The sequence below is a fragment of the Paracholeplasma brassicae genome (genome assembly GCF_000967915.1).
GTDB lineage: Bacteria > Bacillota_I > Bacilli_A > Acholeplasmatales > UBA5453 > Paracholeplasma > Paracholeplasma brassicae.
On sequence record NC_022549.1, the window covers coordinates 253,620 to 270,521 of the forward strand.

Sequence of the window (16,902 nt, forward strand, 5' to 3'; positions counted from 1 at the left end):
AAAGGTTATAAAAGTTGACGAAAATACTTGACAACCTGTTTTTAAGATGTTAGAATGAATAAGCGTGTTAAACGCATCGAAGTAAATTAGGTCTTTGAAAACTGAATGATGATGAGGAAATTACGAATTAAAAAAAACAATTCTAATGGATAAAAAAAGAAATTAGAGCTAAAGAGAAAAACAAAACATAAACATATTTTATGGAGAGTTTGATCCTGGCTCAGGATGAACGCTGGCGGCGTGCCTAATACATGCAAGTCGAACGCAATACCTTCGGGTGTTGAGTGGCGAACGGGTGAGTAACACGTAGGTAACTTACCTCTAAGACGAGGATAACGGCTGGAAACGGTCGCTAAAACTGGATAGGACAATTGGAGGCATCTCTGATTGTTTAAAGGGGCTTTCGGGCCACACTTAGAGAAAGACCTGCGGCGCATTAGCTAGTTGGTGAGGTAGAGGCTCACCAAGGCGATGATGCGTAGCCGGACTGAGAGGTCGAACGGCCACATTGGGACTGAGACACGGCCCAAACTCCTACGGGAGGCAGCAGTAGGGAATTTTCGGCAATGGGGGAAACCCTGACCGAGCAACGCCGCGTGAATGAAGACGTATTTCGGTATGTAAAGTTCTTTTATTAAGGAAGAATGTCGTTGGTAGGAAATGACTAACGAGTGACGGTACTTAATGAATAAGCCCCGGCTAACTATGTGCCAGCAGCCGCGGTAATACATAGGGGGCAAGCGTTATCCGGAATTATTGGGCGTAAAGGGTGCGTAGGCGGTCTATTAAGTCTGAGGTGTAAGTGCAGGGCTCAACCCTGTGATGCTTTAGAAACTGGTAGACTTGAGTGAGATAGAGGCAAGTGGAATTCCATGTGTAGCGGTAAAATGCGTAAATATATGGAGGAACACCAGTGGCGAAGGCGGCTTGCTGGGTCTATACTGACGCTGAGGCACGAAAGCGTGGGGAGCAAACAGGATTAGATACCCTGGTAGTCCACGCTGTAAACGATGAGTACTAAGTGTTGCGATAACGCAGTGCTGAAGTTAACATATTAAGTACTCCGCCTGAGTAGTACGTACGCAAGTATGAAACTCAAAGGAATTGACGGGACCCCGCACAAGCGGTGGATCATGTTGTTTAATTCGAAGATACCCGAAAAACCTTACCAGGTCTTGACATACTCTGCAAAGCTATAGAGATATAGTGGAGGTTAACAGAGATACAGGTGGTGCATGGTTGTCGTCAGCTCGTGTCGTGAGATGTTGGGTTAAGTCCCGCAACGAGCGCAACCCTTATTGCTAGTTACCATCATTAAGTTGGGGACTCTAGCGAGACTGCCAGTGATAAACTGGAGGAAGGTGGGGATGACGTCAAATCATCATGCCCCTTATGACCTGGGCTACAAACGTGATACAATGGCTAAAACAAAGAGAAGCGAAGCAGTGATGTGGAGCCAAACTCAGAAAAATAGTCTCAGTTCGGATTGGAGTCTGCAACTCGACTCCATGAAGTCGGAATCGCTAGTAATCGCAAATCAGCATGTTGCGGTGAATACGTTCTCGGGGTTTGTACACACCGCCCGTCAAACCACGAAAGTTGGTAATGCCCAACGCCGGTGGCCTAACTCGCAAGAGAGGGAGCCGTCTAAGGCAGGATCGATGATTGGGGTTAAGTCGTAACAAGGTATCCCTACGGGAACGTGGGGATGGATCACCTCCTTTCTAAGGAAAACAAGGCTTAAGAAGCCGAGATCGCATCTCGTAAAGAGATGATACAAACCAATTCGTAATGAAATCATCATATTCAGTTTTGAAAGACTTAAGAGTTTTTCTTGAAATAAGTTAAGGTATAAAAACCCTTAAAAAAGGGCCTATAGCTCAGCTGGTTAGAGCGCACGGCTGATAACCGTGAGGTCGATGGTTCGAGTCCATTTAGGCCCACCATTTAACTTGTGCACTCAGTCAAATGAGCGTACTTTAATAACCTATAATATAGGTTGAGATCTTTGAAAAGTAGATAAATTCTGTCGTAAGGTTAAGGAAGTAAGGGCACACAGTGGATGCCTTGGCACTAAGCGCCGATGAAGGACGCAACTAACAGCGAAATGCTACGGGGAGCGGTAAGTACGCGACGATCCGTAGGAATCCGAATGGGGGAACCCGGCATGTAGAAGACATGTCACTCTAGCAATAGAGGGGGATACGCAGGGAACTGAAATATCTAAGTACCTGCAGGAAAAGAAAGTAACAACGATTCTTCTAGTAGCGACGAGCGAACGAGGAGGAGCCTGATTATTCTAACAGTTACAAAATCAATTAATAGACGAGCAAGTTGGGAAGCTTGACCATAGAAGGTGAAAGTCCTGTAGTCGAAATTAATGGATCTGGGAATAACGAAAAGTAGGGCGGGACACGAGAAATCCCGTTTGAAGAACGGAGGACCATCTCCGAAGGCTAAATACGACTTAGTGACCGATAGTGAACCAGTACCGTGAGGGAAAGGTGAAAAGAACCCCGGAAGGGGAGTGAAAAAGATCCTGAAACTGTGTGCTTACAATTAGTTAGAGCACGTTAATGTGTGATAGCATGCCTTTTGTAGAATGAACCGGCGAGTTACGATATAGAGCAAGGTTAAGCCTAGAGGGGTGGAGCCGAAGCGAAAGCGAGTCTGAATAGGGCGAATAAGTTGTATGTCGTAGACCCGAAACCGGGTGAGCTAGCCATGAGCAGGTTGAAGTTTATGTAAGAGTAAATGGAGGACCGAACGAGGACACGTTAAAAAGTGTTTCGATGACTTGTGGCTAGGGGTGAAATTCCAATCGAACTCGGAGATAGCTGGTTCTCCCCGAAATAGCTTTAGGGCTAGCGTTAGCAAATAGTTTTATGAAGGTAGAGCACTGAATGTGTGATGGCCCCACCTCGGGGTACTGAGCCCAATCAAACTCCGAATGTCATAAAATGTGGCTAGCAGTCAGACTGTGGGTGATAAGGTTCATGGTCAAGAGGGAAAGAGCCCAGATCGCCAGATAAGGTCCCAAAATTCATGCTAAGTGGCAAAGGAAGTGGAGATGCACAAACAACTAGGAGGTTGGCTTAGAAGCAGCCATCCTTTAAAGAGTGCGTAATAGCTCACTAGTCGAGTGACTCTGCGCCGAAAATGTACCGGGGCTAAGCATGATACCGAAGCTGCGAATTTGGATTGATATCCAAGTGGTAGGGGAGCGTTCTAACAGGGATGAAGGTAGATCGTAAGGACTACTGGACTGGTTAGAAGTGAGAATGCCGGTGTAAGTAACGAAAAGACAGGTGAGAATCCTGTCCGTCGAAAACCCAAGGTTTCCAGGGGAAGGTTCGTCCGCCCTGGGTAAGTCGGGGCCTAAGGTGAGGCTGAGAAGCGTAGCCGATGGATAGCAGGTAGAGATTCCTGCACTAGTTTATAGACTGATGGAGTGACAAAGGAGGCTAACGTCCGCCCCTGAATGGATTGGGGACAAGGAACTAAGGTTGGTGTGTAGGCAAATCCGCACACTTTAATTAAGACTGAGGTTCGGTAGGTAAAGGATGATGACGTCAAACTTTCAAGAAAAGCTTCTAGGGTTAATCTATAGACTACCCGTACCGTAAACCGACACAGGTGGGTAGGTAGAGAATACTAAGACGCGCGAGAAAACCCTTGTTAAGGAACTCGGCAAAATGACTCCGTAACTTCGGGATAAGGAGGACTTTTAATGAAAAAAGAAAGTCGCAGAGAATAGGCCCAAGCGACTGTTTATCAAAAACACAGGTCTCTGCAAAACCGTAAGGTGAAGTATAGGGGCTGACACCTGCCCGGTGCTGGAAGATTAAGAGGAGATGTCAAGCAATGAAGCATTGAATTGAAGTCCCAGTAAACGGCGGCCGTAACTATAACGGTCCTAAGGTAGCGAAATTCCTTGTCAGGTAAGTTCTGACCCGCACGAAAGGTGTAACGATTTGGGCACTGTCTCAACAAGGGACTCGGTGAAATCAAGCTGCCGGTGAAAACGCCGGCTACCCGCGACAGGACGAAAAGACCCCATGGAGCTTTACTGTAGCTTGATATTGACATTCGGTGTACTATGTACAGGATAGGTGGGAGACTAAGAAGCTAGGACGTTAGTCTTGGTGGAGTCAACGTTGGGATACCACCCTTGGTGCATTGAGTGTCTAACTTGTGGATGTGTAATCCAAAGGACAGTGTCTGGTGGGCAGTTTGACTGGGGCGGTCGCCTCCCAAAGAGTAACGGAGGCGCCCTAAGGTACCCTCAGAATGGTTGGAAATCATTCGTAGAGCGCAAAAGCAGAAGGGTGCTTGACTGCGAGACCAACAAGTCGAGCAGGGACGAAAGTCGGGTTTAGTGATCTTACGGTACCGCATGGAAGGGCCGTGACTCAACGGATAAAAGCTACCCTGGGGATAACAGGCTTATCGCTTCCAAGCGTTCACAGCGACGAAGCGGTTTGGCACCTCGATGTCGGCTCGTCGCATCCTGGAGCTGAAGAAGGTTCCAAGGGTTGGGCTGTTCGCCCATTAAAGCGGCACGCGAGCTGGGTTCAGAACGTCGTAAGACAGTTCGGTCTCTATCCGTCGTGGGCGTTGGAAATTTGAAGGGAGCTGTCCTTAGTACGAGAGGACCGGGATGGACGTACCGCTGGTGCACCAGTTGGCCTGCCAAGGCCACAGCTGGGTAGCTACGTACGGACGGGATAAACGCTGAAAGCATCTAAGCGTGAAGCCCCCCTTAAGATGAGATTTCCCATTAGCAATAAGTAAGATCCCTTAGATACGATGAGGTTGATAGGCTAGGTGTGGAAGTGCGGTGACGCATGAAGCTGACTAGTACTAATAGATCGAGGACTTAACCTTACAATAATACAGAATTTATCTAGTTTTGAGAGACGTCTGGTGACGATAGCGAAGTGGACACACCTGTTCCCATACCGAACACAGTAGTTAAGCACTTCAGCGCCGAAAATAGTACCTGTAGGTGCAAAGATAGGACGTTGCCGGGCTAATCTTAAACGCCTAAATAGCTCAGTTGGTTAGAGCACCTGACTGTTAATCAGGGGGTCCTAGGTTCGAGTCCTAGTTTGGGCGCCACTGATTACTTCAATCGGCTTTTAGGCCGTTTTTTTTATAAAAAAATAGACTTAGTAGATAGTTATAAACCCAGTTAAAGACATTTCACTGTTTTTTTAAAAATCTCCTTTACAGTTTATCAAAGTATGATATAATATTATTACGACACGTCTGGTGACGATAGCGAAGTGGACACACCTGTTCCCATACCGAACACAGTAGTTAAGCACTTCAGCGCCGAAAATAGTACCTGTAGGTGCAAAGATAGGACGTTGCCGGGCAAATCTTAAACGCCTAAATAGCTCAGTAGGTTAGAGCACCTGACTGTTAATCAGGGGGTCCTAGGTTCGAGTCCTAGTTTGGGCGCCACTATTTAAATCAAGTCCACAATTGTGGATTTTTTTTATTTATGGGTACATACTGTTTAATGGAAAGTTTGACAAATTGAAAAATAATATGTCTCTGTAATAAGTAGCCCGATCCATTTTAAAACAGTAGAACAAGCAATCAACATCATGGATGTCTCTTGTGATACTTAATTACTCTATTCGAACCATTTCTTATCAACTTGTCTATTTGCATGATCAACTTTTATTGGTTGACTACGTATATGAAATTGACGTTTTCATAGATATCCCCTCAAATACGAAAAAGAGTAAGTTTTATTCTTATCTATTTAATAGACTCATGGCATTTCGACTTCACTTAGGTAGTAAGTAGTTGTATCTTACGTTTTCGGCAAGAAGTTTACCGTTTAAGTAATAAGAAGCTATTCTTGATTCCGTTTTCCAAAAAGTAATTAAAGCAATTAACCGTTTTTAACAGTCATTCCAGGTTTGTAACTTTCATGTGAATTAATTTAGTATGAAAAGATACTTTCATCAAGTAGATGAATTAAACTGTGTTGTGTTGTCCAATCAGGTGATTAGTATCAATAAAGTAAAAGAGTATCTATATAGGGTTGCATCATTTTTCAACCTGAAAACTAGGTAAATGGTTATCAAAATAGTCTGCAGACCGTTCTTCTTGATACGCCATGAATATTGAAAACATTTTCATAGCATAAAGTTTGTCTAACAACGCCACCTAATCCAGCGTAATCTGGTAGGCACATGTAACCACACAATCACTTTCTCTACAAATCTTTGTTATGCAATTACAAAACAATTGCATTTCATGAGTTTTTTTATCTAGCGATTCCTAAATCTTTTTTAGAAGCAAACAAAGAAATGATTCAGTATGTGAACCGACTGAGCGATTATTTGTTTGTGTTGATGAGACAAATAAATAAGGAAGCGGGAAACAAAGAGAAGAAGTTAGAAACAATCAAATAGCGTAAAAAACACCAAAAAGGGCAACCGGAAGGTGTTTTTTTGATAAAAGAGGGGATGTACGCGCGCGTATTATATATAAAGGGGAGAGTAGGATAAAAAAATAGCATGATGAAACGCCCGTTAAGGTTGTCGATAAGCCAAAAAAAGGGTAAAAAAAGATGATAAAAAGTGTTGACAAAGAAAATGGATTGATATAGAATAGAACACGGCGACAACGAGAAGCTCACGAAAGAAAAACAAAAAACAAAACTTGAAAACAAAAAGGTTGACAAGCGAAGTTGGAAATGTTAGAATAAATGAGCGCCTTAAAGAGGTCGCAAGATAGGTCTTTGAAAACTGAATGATGATGAGGAAATTACGAATTAAAAAAAAACAATTCTAATGGATAAAAAAAGAAATTAGAGCTAAAGAGAAAAACAAAACATAAACATATTTTATGGAGAGTTTGATCCTGGCTCAGGATGAACGCTGGCGGCGTGCCTAATACATGCAAGTCGAACGCAATGCCTTCGGGTGTTGAGTGGCGAACGGGTGAGTAACACGTAGGTAACTTACCTCTAAGACGAGGATAACGGCTGGAAACGGTCGCTAAAACTGGATAGGACAATTGGAGGCATCTCTGATTGTTTAAAGGGGCTTTCGGGCCACACTTAGAGAAAGACCTGCGGCGCATTAGCTAGTTGGTGAGGTAGAGGCTCACCAAGGCGATGATGCGTAGCCGGACTGAGAGGTCGAACGGCCACATTGGGACTGAGACACGGCCCAAACTCCTACGGGAGGCAGCAGTAGGGAATTTTCGGCAATGGGGGAAACCCTGACCGAGCAACGCCGCGTGAATGAAGACGTATTTCGGTATGTAAAGTTCTTTTATTAAGGAAGAATGTCGTTGGTAGGAAATGACTAACGAGTGACGGTACTTAATGAATAAGCCCCGGCTAACTATGTGCCAGCAGCCGCGGTAATACATAGGGGGCAAGCGTTATCCGGAATTATTGGGCGTAAAGGGTGCGTAGGCGGTCTATTAAGTCTGAGGTGTAAGTGCAGGGCTCAACCCTGTGATGCTTTAGAAACTGGTAGACTTGAGTGAGATAGAGGCAAGTGGAATTCCATGTGTAGCGGTAAAATGCGTAAATATATGGAGGAACACCAGTGGCGAAGGCGGCTTGCTGGGTCTATACTGACGCTGAGGCACGAAAGCGTGGGGAGCAAACAGGATTAGATACCCTGGTAGTCCACGCTGTAAACGATGAGTACTAAGTGTTGCGATAACGCAGTGCTGAAGTTAACATATTAAGTACTCCGCCTGAGTAGTACGTACGCAAGTATGAAACTCAAAGGAATTGACGGGACCCCGCACAAGCGGTGGATCATGTTGTTTAATTCGAAGATACCCGAAAAACCTTACCAGGTCTTGACATACTCTGCAAAGCTATAGAGATATAGTGGAGGTTAACAGAGATACAGGTGGTGCATGGTTGTCGTCAGCTCGTGTCGTGAGATGTTGGGTTAAGTCCCGCAACGAGCGCAACCCTTATTGCTAGTTACCATCATTAAGTTGGGGACTCTAGCGAGACTGCCAGTGATAAACTGGAGGAAGGTGGGGATGACGTCAAATCATCATGCCCCTTATGACCTGGGCTACAAACGTGATACAATGGCTAAAACAAAGAGAAGCGAAGCAGTGATGTGGAGCCAAACTCAGAAAAATAGTCTCAGTTCGGATTGGAGTCTGCAACTCGACTCCATGAAGTCGGAATCGCTAGTAATCGCAAATCAGCATGTTGCGGTGAATACGTTCTCGGGGTTTGTACACACCGCCCGTCAAACCACGAAAGTTGGTAATGCCCAACGCCGGTGGCCTAACTCGCAAGAGAGGGAGCCGTCTAAGGCAGGATCGATGATTGGGGTTAAGTCGTAACAAGGTATCCCTACGGGAACGTGGGGATGGATCACCTCCTTTCTAAGGAAAACAAGGCTTAAGAAGCCGAGATCGCATCTCGTAAAGAGATGATACAAACCAATTCGTAATGAAATCATCATATTCAGTTTTGAAAGACTTAAGAGTTTTTCTTGAAATAAGTTAAGGTATAAAAACCCTTAAAAAAGGGCCTATAGCTCAGCTGGTTAGAGCGCACGGCTGATAACCGTGAGGTCGATGGTTCGAGTCCATTTAGGCCCACCATTTAACTTGTGCACTCAGTCAAATGAGCGTACTTTAATAACCTATAATATAGGTTGAGATCTTTGAAAAGTAGATAAATTCTGTCGTAAGGTTAAGGAAGTAAGGGCACACAGTGGATGCCTTGGCACTAAGCGCCGATGAAGGACGCAACTAACAGCGAAATGCTACGGGGAGCGGTAAGTACGCGACGATCCGTAGGAATCCGAATGGGGGAACCCGGCATGTAGAAGACATGTCACTCTAGCAATAGAGGGGGATACGCAGGGAACTGAAATATCTAAGTACCTGCAGGAAAAGAAAGTAACAACGATTCTTCTAGTAGCGACGAGCGAACGAGGAGGAGCCTGATTATTCTAACAGTTACAAAATCAATTAATAGACGAGCAAGTTGGGAAGCTTGACCATAGAAGGTGAAAGTCCTGTAGTCGAAATTAATGGATCTGGGAATAACGAAAAGTAGGGCGGGACACGAGAAATCCCGTTTGAAGAACGGAGGACCATCTCCGAAGGCTAAATACGACTTAGTGACCGATAGTGAACCAGTACCGTGAGGGAAAGGTGAAAAGAACCCCGGAAGGGGAGTGAAAAAGATCCTGAAACTGTGTGCTTACAATTAGTTAGAGCACGTTAATGTGTGATAGCATGCCTTTTGTAGAATGAACCGGCGAGTTACGATATAGAGCAAGGTTAAGCCTAGAGGGGTGGAGCCGAAGCGAAAGCGAGTCTGAATAGGGCGAATAAGTTGTATGTCGTAGACCCGAAACCGGGTGAGCTAGCCATGAGCAGGTTGAAGTTTATGTAAGAGTAAATGGAGGACCGAACGAGGACACGTTAAAAAGTGTTTCGATGACTTGTGGCTAGGGGTGAAATTCCAATCGAACTCGGAGATAGCTGGTTCTCCCCGAAATAGCTTTAGGGCTAGCGTTAGCAAATAGTTTTATGAAGGTAGAGCACTGAATGTGTGATGGCCCCACCTCGGGGTACTGAGCCCAATCAAACTCCGAATGTCATAAAATGTGGCTAGCAGTCAGACTGTGGGTGATAAGGTTCATGGTCAAGAGGGAAAGAGCCCAGATCGCCAGATAAGGTCCCAAAATTCATGCTAAGTGGCAAAGGAAGTGGAGATGCACAAACAACTAGGAGGTTGGCTTAGAAGCAGCCATCCTTTAAAGAGTGCGTAATAGCTCACTAGTCGAGTGACTCTGCGCCGAAAATGTACCGGGGCTAAGCATGATACCGAAGCTGCGAATTTGGATTGATATCCAAGTGGTAGGGGAGCGTTCTAACAGGGATGAAGGTAGATCGTAAGGACTACTGGACTGGTTAGAAGTGAGAATGCCGGTGTAAGTAACGAAAAGACAGGTGAGAATCCTGTCCGTCGAAAACCCAAGGTTTCCAGGGGAAGGTTCGTCCGCCCTGGGTAAGTCGGGGCCTAAGGTGAGGCTGAGAAGCGTAGCCGATGGATAGCAGGTAGAGATTCCTGCACTAGTTTATAGACTGATGGAGTGACAAAGGAGGCTAACGTCCGCCCCTGAATGGATTGGGGACAAGGAACTAAGGTTGGTGTGTAGGCAAATCCGCACACTTTAATTAAGACTGAGGTTCGGTAGGTAAAGGATGATGACGTCAAACTTTCAAGAAAAGCTTCTAGGGTTAATCTATAGACTACCCGTACCGTAAACCGACACAGGTGGGTAGGTAGAGAATACTAAGACGCGCGAGAAAACCCTTGTTAAGGAACTCGGCAAAATGACTCCGTAACTTCGGGATAAGGAGGACTTTTAATGAAAAAAGAAAGTCGCAGAGAATAGGCCCAAGCGACTGTTTATCAAAAACACAGGTCTCTGCAAAACCGTAAGGTGAAGTATAGGGGCTGACACCTGCCCGGTGCTGGAAGATTAAGAGGAGATGTCAAGCAATGAAGCATTGAATTGAAGTCCCAGTAAACGGCGGCCGTAACTATAACGGTCCTAAGGTAGCGAAATTCCTTGTCAGGTAAGTTCTGACCCGCACGAAAGGTGTAACGATTTGGGCACTGTCTCAACAAGGGACTCGGTGAAATCAAGCTGCCGGTGAAAACGCCGGCTACCCGCGACAGGACGAAAAGACCCCATGGAGCTTTACTGTAGCTTGATATTGATATTCGGTGTACTATGTACAGGATAGGTGGGAGACTAAGAAGCTAGGACGTTAGTCTTGGTGGAGTCAACGTTGGGATACCACCCTTGGTGCATTGAGTGTCTAACTTGTGGATGTGTAATCCAAAGGACAGTGTCTGGTGGGCAGTTTGACTGGGGCGGTCGCCTCCCAAAGAGTAACGGAGGCGCCCTAAGGTACCCTCAGAATGGTTGGAAATCATTCGTAGAGCGCAAAAGCAGAAGGGTGCTTGACTGCGAGACCAACAAGTCGAGCAGGGACGAAAGTCGGGTTTAGTGATCTTACGGTACCGCATGGAAGGGCCGTGACTCAACGGATAAAAGCTACCCTGGGGATAACAGGCTTATCGCTTCCAAGCGTTCACAGCGACGAAGCGGTTTGGCACCTCGATGTCGGCTCGTCGCATCCTGGAGCTGAAGAAGGTTCCAAGGGTTGGGCTGTTCGCCCATTAAAGCGGCACGCGAGCTGGGTTCAGAACGTCGTAAGACAGTTCGGTCTCTATCCGTCGTGGGCGTTGGAAATTTGAAGGGAGCTGTCCTTAGTACGAGAGGACCGGGATGGACGTACCGCTGGTGCACCAGTTGGCCTGCCAAGGCCACAGCTGGGTAGCTACGTACGGACGGGATAAACGCTGAAAGCATCTAAGCGTGAAGCCCCCCTTAAGATGAGATTTCCCATTAGCAATAAGTAAGATCCCTTAGATACGATGAGGTTGATAGGCTAGGTGTGGAAGTGCGGTGACGCATGAAGCTGACTAGTACTAATAGATCGAGGACTTAACCTTACAATAATACAGAATTTATCTAGTTTTGAGAGACGTCTGGTGACGATAGCGAAGTGGACACACCTGTTCCCATACCGAACACAGTAGTTAAGCACTTCAGCGCCGAAAATAGTACCTGTACGTGCAAAGATAGGACGTTGCCGGGCGAACTCAACCAAATGGAGGATTAGCTCAGTTGGGAGAGCATCTGCCTTACAAGCAGAGGGTCGGCGGTTCGAGCCCGTCATCCTCCACCATTAAGAAACTTACTTAAAAATAGTAAAATTAGTAAATGAAATACGCCGAAATAGCTCAACTGGTAGAGCACCTGACTTGTAATCAGGGGGTTGCGGGTTCAAGTCCTGTTTTCGGCACCATTTGCTAAATCGTCCCGTTAGCTCAGTCGGTAGAGCACTTGACTTTTAATCAAGGGGTCAGAAGTTCGAGCCTTCTACGGGACACCATTCTTATGCCTGGATGGTGGAATAGGTAGACACGTGGGACTTAAAATCCCATGGAGTAAAATCCGTGTCGGTTCAAGTCCGACTCTAGGTACCATAACAAGTGGGGCTTTAGCTCAGCTGGGAGAGCGCCTGCCTTGCACGCAGGAGGTCGACGGTTCGATCCCGTTAAGCTCCACCATTTGTTAATTATAAGCGGCTTGCCGCATAATATAGCATCACAAAGCAAATTTTAGACCGAAGCGAACGAGATGGCGGTGTAGCTCAGCTGGTCAGAGCGCACGGTTCATACCCGTGAGGTCGAGGGTTCGATCCCCCCCGCCGCTACCAATCTTGCGGACCCGTAGCTCAGTTGGTTAGAGCTACCGGCTCATAACCGGTCGGCCGTAGGTTCGAGTCCTACCGGGTCCACCATTTGCCTAAGTTTCAAATCAATTTAATCAAACAATATATGACACGGAGAAATACCCAAGTCCGGCTGAAGGGATCGGTCTTGAAAACCGACAGGCTGTAAAAGGCGCGGGGGTTCGAATCCCTCTTTCTCCGCCATATCATATCGCGGGATAGAGCAGTCTGGTAGCTCGTCGGGCTCATAACCCGGAGGTCGTAGGTTCAAATCCTTCTCCCGCAACCAAAAAGGTCCGGTGGTGTAGTGGTTAACATGCCAGTCTGTCACACTGGAGATCGCGGGTTCAATTCCCGTCCGGACCGCCACTTTAGGTTTTGGCTCTGTAGCTCAGTCGGTAGAGCAACGGACTGAAAATCCGTGTGTCGGCGGTTCAATTCCGCCCGGAGCCACCACTTATCATTTTCACGATTAAATTGACTAAAAAATAGTCTCTTTTTTTTGTCTTTTAAAGGTTAATGGTTGACTTTATAATTGTTTATGGTAAAATTTAATAGAAAGTTTGAATAACAAAATAATTAGAGGAGATTTTATGATGAACAAGATTGGAATCGTTGTATGTGGTAACTCAGGTGTTGACTATTTGAAGCTTGATTACCCGGTTAAAGTAATCCATTCAATATTAAACTTAGATGGAAAAGAGTATGAAGATTTTGTTGATATCACGGCAGAAGAATTTTACAAAAAGGTTGTAAACGAACCAGATGTTTCGATTTCAACCTCACAAACACCAACGGGTGTCATTGCACAAACGTATGAGTCATTAAAAGACGAAGGCTATACGGATATTATCTCAATTGTTATCTCATCGAAACTGAGTGGCACGTATCAAGGTGCAAAACTCGCAGGGGACATGGTCGATGGTATCAACGTTTGTGTCATTGATTCAAAGAGCGTGGCACACGGTGAGTATTATTTGGTCAGAAGAGCCATTGAAATGATCAAACTGGGTCATTCAGTTGATGAAATCGAAAAAGACTTATTGGCACTTAGAGAAAACATAAAGATTTTTGTCTTAGTAGATACCTTAAAATATTTGGTAAAGAACGGTAGATTATCGGTAGCAAGTGGATTTTTAGGTTCATTACTGAAAATTAAACCATTACTTCATATCACCGAAGAAGGGGCACTCGTTCCACTTGAAAAGATACGTACCACGTCAAAAGCAAGAGAAAGATTATTAGAATTACTGCAAGAACAAATCAAATCACTTGATGTTGAGGTATTTATTGCATATACTAATAACTTGGAAGATGCAAAAGAATTGAAAAATAAAATATTAGCTAATCACCCTTCAATCGTGGTTGATCTTGTGCCATTAACACCTGTTGTTGGTGCACATGCGGGACCTGGGACAATTGGAGTAGGCTATTTAAAGAGGTCATAGTAAAATGAGTCGTTCAAAAGATGTTATTAATGAATTATTGGTTGAGGTATTTAATCATATATTGAGTATTGAAGGTCAAACCCTAAGAGAGCGTGGGGTTAAATTATCCATGAGTGAAGTTCACGTTTTAGAGGCAATTTCAACAAGTGAGATTAAAACGATGGGAAATGTAGCAAAAAAACTACGGATTACTCTTGGTACATTAACAACATCTATTGATGTCCTTGTTCGTAAAAAATACGTTGTTCGTTCTAGAGCAAAAGATGACAAAAGAAAAGTCATTTTACAACTGACTGATCAAGCCCTTGAGGTTTTACGCATTCATGAGAAGTTCCATAACGAAATGGTTGAATCATTAATCGTTGACTTAGAAGTGGATAAAAACGAAGCATTGATTAAATCTCTTGAAAATATTAGTGAGTTTTTTAAACAAAAATACTAATTTAAAGACACATGTGAAAACATGTGCTTTTTTTGTTTAAAATAGGCCTTAAAAATTGTATAATAGAGGGTAAGAAAAGGTGATCATATGAAATATGTATTTGGTATTGATGTCGGCGGGACATCGGTAAAAATCGGTTTTTTAAATGAACAAGGGGAACTGCTCGATCGTTTTTCAGTGTTGACAGACACCTCAAATCATGGTGACAATATTTTATTTGATATTGCAAACGCGATTAAAGCGTTCATTAAAGAAAAAAACATCAATGAAACAGATATTTTAGGTTTTGGATTCGGGCTACCTGGACCAGTCCATAATGACTTTGTGGTTAGATGCCCTAATTTAGGTTGGGATAGCGTCTTTATGCCAGAGGCTTTTTCAGCTGCTTATGGCAAATCGGTTCACGTTAAAGCAACCAATGACGCGACTGCGGCTGCAGTTGGCGAGTACTGGCAACAAGAAATGAATGACGATATGGTCTTCTTTACCCTTGGTACAGGCGTTGGTGGCGGTATTGTGATTAATCATAAGGGCGTTGATGGGGTTCACGGCGCTGGGGCTGAACTTGGACATATTCGAGTCGAGCATAAACACCCGATTGCTTGTACGTGCGGCCTTGATGGTTGTTTAGAAACAGTGGCAAGTATTAGAGGCGTTGTGGGTATTACAAGACGTTTAATTAAAGAAAACAAACTAGAAACGACGCTCTATGACAGTGATAAACTAAACCCTAAAGTGATTTTTGATGCAGCTAAAAACAATGACCCACTGGCTTTAGAAGTGGTTGAAGAAGTAGCGGACTACATGGGACTTGCGTGTGCCACAATCGCTGTGACGGTCGATCCAAAGATCTTTTTAATTGGTGGTGGCATTTCAAATGCCGGTTCAATCCTAACCACCGCCATTCAAAAACATTATTTAAAATACGCCCATTTTGGGGTCAAAGATGCGCGTTTTGAACTAGCTAAATTAGGTAACGACGCCGGTATGTACGGGGCAGCGTATCTGATCATAAGTGATAACCAATGACCATTAAAAACATCAACCCTGGCATCGCGATGGGGACTTGTTTGGTGATTGACAGACAAACGCAAATTAAACCACCCAAAAAAGATTTAGCGCATGAACTAAATCGCTATTATCAAGCCAAAGAAGAAATCATCACATCGTTGGTTCAAAATCAAACAGCAAATCCTCATGAAACTGAAATAAAAGAGGTTCAACTTGCCTTAATTAAAGATCCGGTGATTGAAAAAGAAGTGGTTGAAAGAATCAAACGACAAGACATTTGTGCGCTTGATTCGGTTGATGAAATATATGAAAAATACGTTCAGTTTCTAAAACAGTCACAAGATGACTACCTAAAAGAGCGAACACTTGATTTTGTCGATATCAAAATGCGGTTAATAAATCAAATGTATGACGATGTCGCAGAAGATAACATTGACTGTCATACGATTTTAGTGTCAAAACACTTATACCCGAGCATGATTTTAAACATGAATGCCCTGGTTAAAGGGGTAATTAGCTTTGAAGGTAGTAGTTTAACGCACAGTGCGATTTTAGTGAGAGAAAAAAACTTACCTTATATGATCGTTGATAGCATTGATGCAAAAACGGGTGATTATTTGATCGTGGACGCGTTTAAAGGCATCATACATATTAACCCTTCCGAAGAAATCATCAAACAATACATGGATAAAATCTATCAGACAAATCAAATTGAGCACGTCGAGTACAAGAGAGAAAACTATCATTTAGGACTAAATATTTCGACTAAAGTAGACGAACAAACGTTAAAATCTTCAAATAATGATGGGGTAAGTCTATTTCGAAGTGAGTTTCTCTATTTAAGACATCAAACATTTCCAAGCAGAAGTGAACAACACACCATTTATGAACACCTACTTAAACACGCCTACCCAAAAGAAGTCGTGATACGTACCTACGATATTGGGGATGACAAACAACTTCAAACCGATCAGATTTCAACTAAGGGATTAAACCTCTATTTTAATCAATATAAAGAAGTGTTTGAATTACAACTAGATGTTCTAATTGATCTTTATCAAACCTACGACAACCTACGTATCTTACTACCGATGGTTAAGGACACAAGTGAACTTAGGTTAGTCGATGAGATTGTTAATGATTTAAAAGACAATCGTAAGATACCGCCGATTGGTATCATGCTTGAGACAAAAGAAGCCTATGAAGCGCTAGAATCATTTAAAGGTGTTGACTTTATTTCGATTGGCTCAAATGATCTAGGCGAAGCCTTGTTTCATATGAAGCGCGACTACATTAAAGATTTTAATGAATACGTTGAATTAATGGCCAAACCAATCAAGAAAATCAATGATTTTTCAAAAAAACATCAAATAGCTTGTACGGTTTGTGGTGGAATTGCAGCTAACAGTTATGGGATTAAACGATTACTTGAACTTGGTGTGACATCCTTTGGCGTCCCAACGGCATTCATCAATGAGGCCAATCTCGCGATACAAAGGCATGAAAAGTCCATAGAAAAAAAATAAAATAAAAAAGAGAAGAGAAATGTGCAAAAATCCTTGCAATTTCTTTTTTTTTACTATATAATAATAAAAGCTTGCGTATTAGCAAAAGGCTGAGAACTGGAAGGTTGCCGGCACACTGATAGCCGTTGTCTAT

Annotated in this window: 5 protein-coding genes, 15 tRNA genes and 7 rRNA genes; all 27 read left to right on the forward strand. The window is 43.8% G+C overall.

Translation table 11 applies throughout. The features are described 5' to 3' along the window. The first annotated feature begins 197 nt into the window (after window positions 1–197). Window positions 198–1,724, forward strand: a 16S ribosomal RNA gene (locus BN853_RS01080). Between the two features lie 145 nt (window positions 1,725–1,869). Next, window positions 1,870–1,946, forward strand: a tRNA-Ile gene (locus BN853_RS01085). Window positions 1,947–2,035: 89 nt separating this feature from the next. After that, window positions 2,036–4,887 (forward strand): 23S ribosomal RNA (locus tag BN853_RS01090). A 35-nt stretch (window positions 4,888–4,922) separates the two neighbouring features. Further along, window positions 4,923–5,033 (forward strand): 5S ribosomal RNA (gene rrf, locus BN853_RS01095). Window positions 5,034–5,044: 11 nt separating this feature from the next. After that, window positions 5,045–5,121: transfer RNA gene (locus BN853_RS01100), tRNA-Asn, on the forward strand. A gap of 149 nt (window positions 5,122–5,270) precedes the next feature. Then, window positions 5,271–5,381: ribosomal RNA gene (gene rrf / locus BN853_RS01105) — 5S ribosomal RNA — on the forward strand. A gap of 11 nt (window positions 5,382–5,392) precedes the next feature. Further along, window positions 5,393–5,469 (forward strand) — tRNA-Asn (locus BN853_RS01110). Between the two features lie 776 nt (window positions 5,470–6,245). After that, window positions 6,246–6,434 (forward strand): hypothetical protein, encoded by a 189-nt coding sequence (locus tag BN853_RS09115; RefSeq protein WP_282430947.1) that lies wholly within the window; start codon window positions 6,246–6,248, stop codon window positions 6,432–6,434. A gap of 433 nt (window positions 6,435–6,867) precedes the next feature. Further along, window positions 6,868–8,394 (forward strand): 16S ribosomal RNA (locus tag BN853_RS01115). Between the two features lie 145 nt (window positions 8,395–8,539). Further along, window positions 8,540–8,616: transfer RNA gene (locus BN853_RS01120), tRNA-Ile, on the forward strand. Between the two features lie 89 nt (window positions 8,617–8,705). Beyond that, window positions 8,706–11,557: ribosomal RNA gene (locus BN853_RS01125) — 23S ribosomal RNA — on the forward strand. A 35-nt stretch (window positions 11,558–11,592) separates the two neighbouring features. After that, window positions 11,593–11,703 (forward strand): 5S ribosomal RNA (rrf, locus tag BN853_RS01130). The 16S, 23S and 5S rRNA genes sit together here with 15 tRNA genes alongside, the layout of an rRNA operon. Window positions 11,704–11,717: 14 nt before the next feature. Then, window positions 11,718–11,793, forward strand: a tRNA-Val gene (locus BN853_RS01135). 44 nt (window positions 11,794–11,837) lie between these two features. Further along, window positions 11,838–11,913, forward strand: a tRNA-Thr gene (locus BN853_RS01140). 11 nt (window positions 11,914–11,924) lie between these two features. Next, window positions 11,925–12,000 (forward strand) — tRNA-Lys (locus BN853_RS01145). 7 nt (window positions 12,001–12,007) lie between these two features. Further along, window positions 12,008–12,094: transfer RNA gene (locus tag BN853_RS01150), tRNA-Leu, on the forward strand. Window positions 12,095–12,102: 8 nt separating this feature from the next. Then, a tRNA-Ala gene (locus BN853_RS01155) sits at window positions 12,103–12,178 on the forward strand. A gap of 72 nt (window positions 12,179–12,250) precedes the next feature. Beyond that, window positions 12,251–12,327: transfer RNA gene (locus tag BN853_RS01160), tRNA-Met, on the forward strand. 7 nt (window positions 12,328–12,334) lie between these two features. After that, window positions 12,335–12,411, forward strand: a tRNA-Ile gene (locus tag BN853_RS01165). A gap of 44 nt (window positions 12,412–12,455) precedes the next feature. Continuing rightward, window positions 12,456–12,546 (forward strand) — tRNA-Ser (locus tag BN853_RS01170). An 8-nt stretch (window positions 12,547–12,554) separates the two neighbouring features. Then, window positions 12,555–12,631: transfer RNA gene (locus BN853_RS01175), tRNA-Met, on the forward strand. Between the two features lie 4 nt (window positions 12,632–12,635). Next, window positions 12,636–12,711, forward strand: a tRNA-Asp gene (locus tag BN853_RS01180). An 11-nt stretch (window positions 12,712–12,722) separates the two neighbouring features. After that, window positions 12,723–12,798 (forward strand) — tRNA-Phe (locus BN853_RS01185). Window positions 12,799–12,938: 140 nt separating this feature from the next. Beyond that, window positions 12,939–13,790, forward strand: a complete 852-nt coding sequence (locus BN853_RS01190) for a DegV family protein (RefSeq protein ID WP_030004113.1) — start codon at window positions 12,939–12,941, stop codon at window positions 13,788–13,790. Between the two features lie 4 nt (window positions 13,791–13,794). After that, window positions 13,795–14,232 (forward strand): MarR family winged helix-turn-helix transcriptional regulator, encoded by a 438-nt coding sequence (locus tag BN853_RS01195; RefSeq protein WP_030004114.1) that lies wholly within the window; start codon window positions 13,795–13,797, stop codon window positions 14,230–14,232. A gap of 87 nt (window positions 14,233–14,319) precedes the next feature. Beyond that, window positions 14,320–15,261 carry an ROK family glucokinase gene (locus tag BN853_RS01200; RefSeq protein ID WP_030004115.1) on the forward strand — a complete coding sequence of 314 codons (942 nt, stop codon included), beginning with the start codon at window positions 14,320–14,322 and terminating at the stop codon, window positions 15,259–15,261. Then, complete coding sequence (locus BN853_RS01205; RefSeq protein ID WP_030004116.1) at window positions 15,258–16,769, forward strand: putative PEP-binding protein; 1,512 nt, start codon at window positions 15,258–15,260, stop codon at window positions 16,767–16,769. Before BN853_RS01200 ends, BN853_RS01205 begins: the two co-directional genes overlap by 4 nt. Window positions 16,770–16,902: the final 133 nt, after the last annotated feature.

What these genes read in the sequence shown, in the direction of transcription:
- BN853_RS01200 (WP_030004115.1), top strand. Translation starts at nt 14,320, where the DNA reads ATGAAATATGTATTTGGTATTGATGTCGGCGGGACATCGGTAAAAATC.
- BN853_RS01195 (WP_030004114.1), top strand. Translation starts at nt 13,795, where the DNA reads ATGAGTCGTTCAAAAGATGTTATTAATGAATTATTGGTTGAGGTATTT.
- BN853_RS01190 (WP_030004113.1), top strand. Translation starts at nt 12,939, where the DNA reads ATGAACAAGATTGGAATCGTTGTATGTGGTAACTCAGGTGTTGACTAT.
- BN853_RS01205 (WP_030004116.1), top strand. Translation starts at nt 15,258, where the DNA reads ATGACCATTAAAAACATCAACCCTGGCATCGCGATGGGGACTTGTTTG.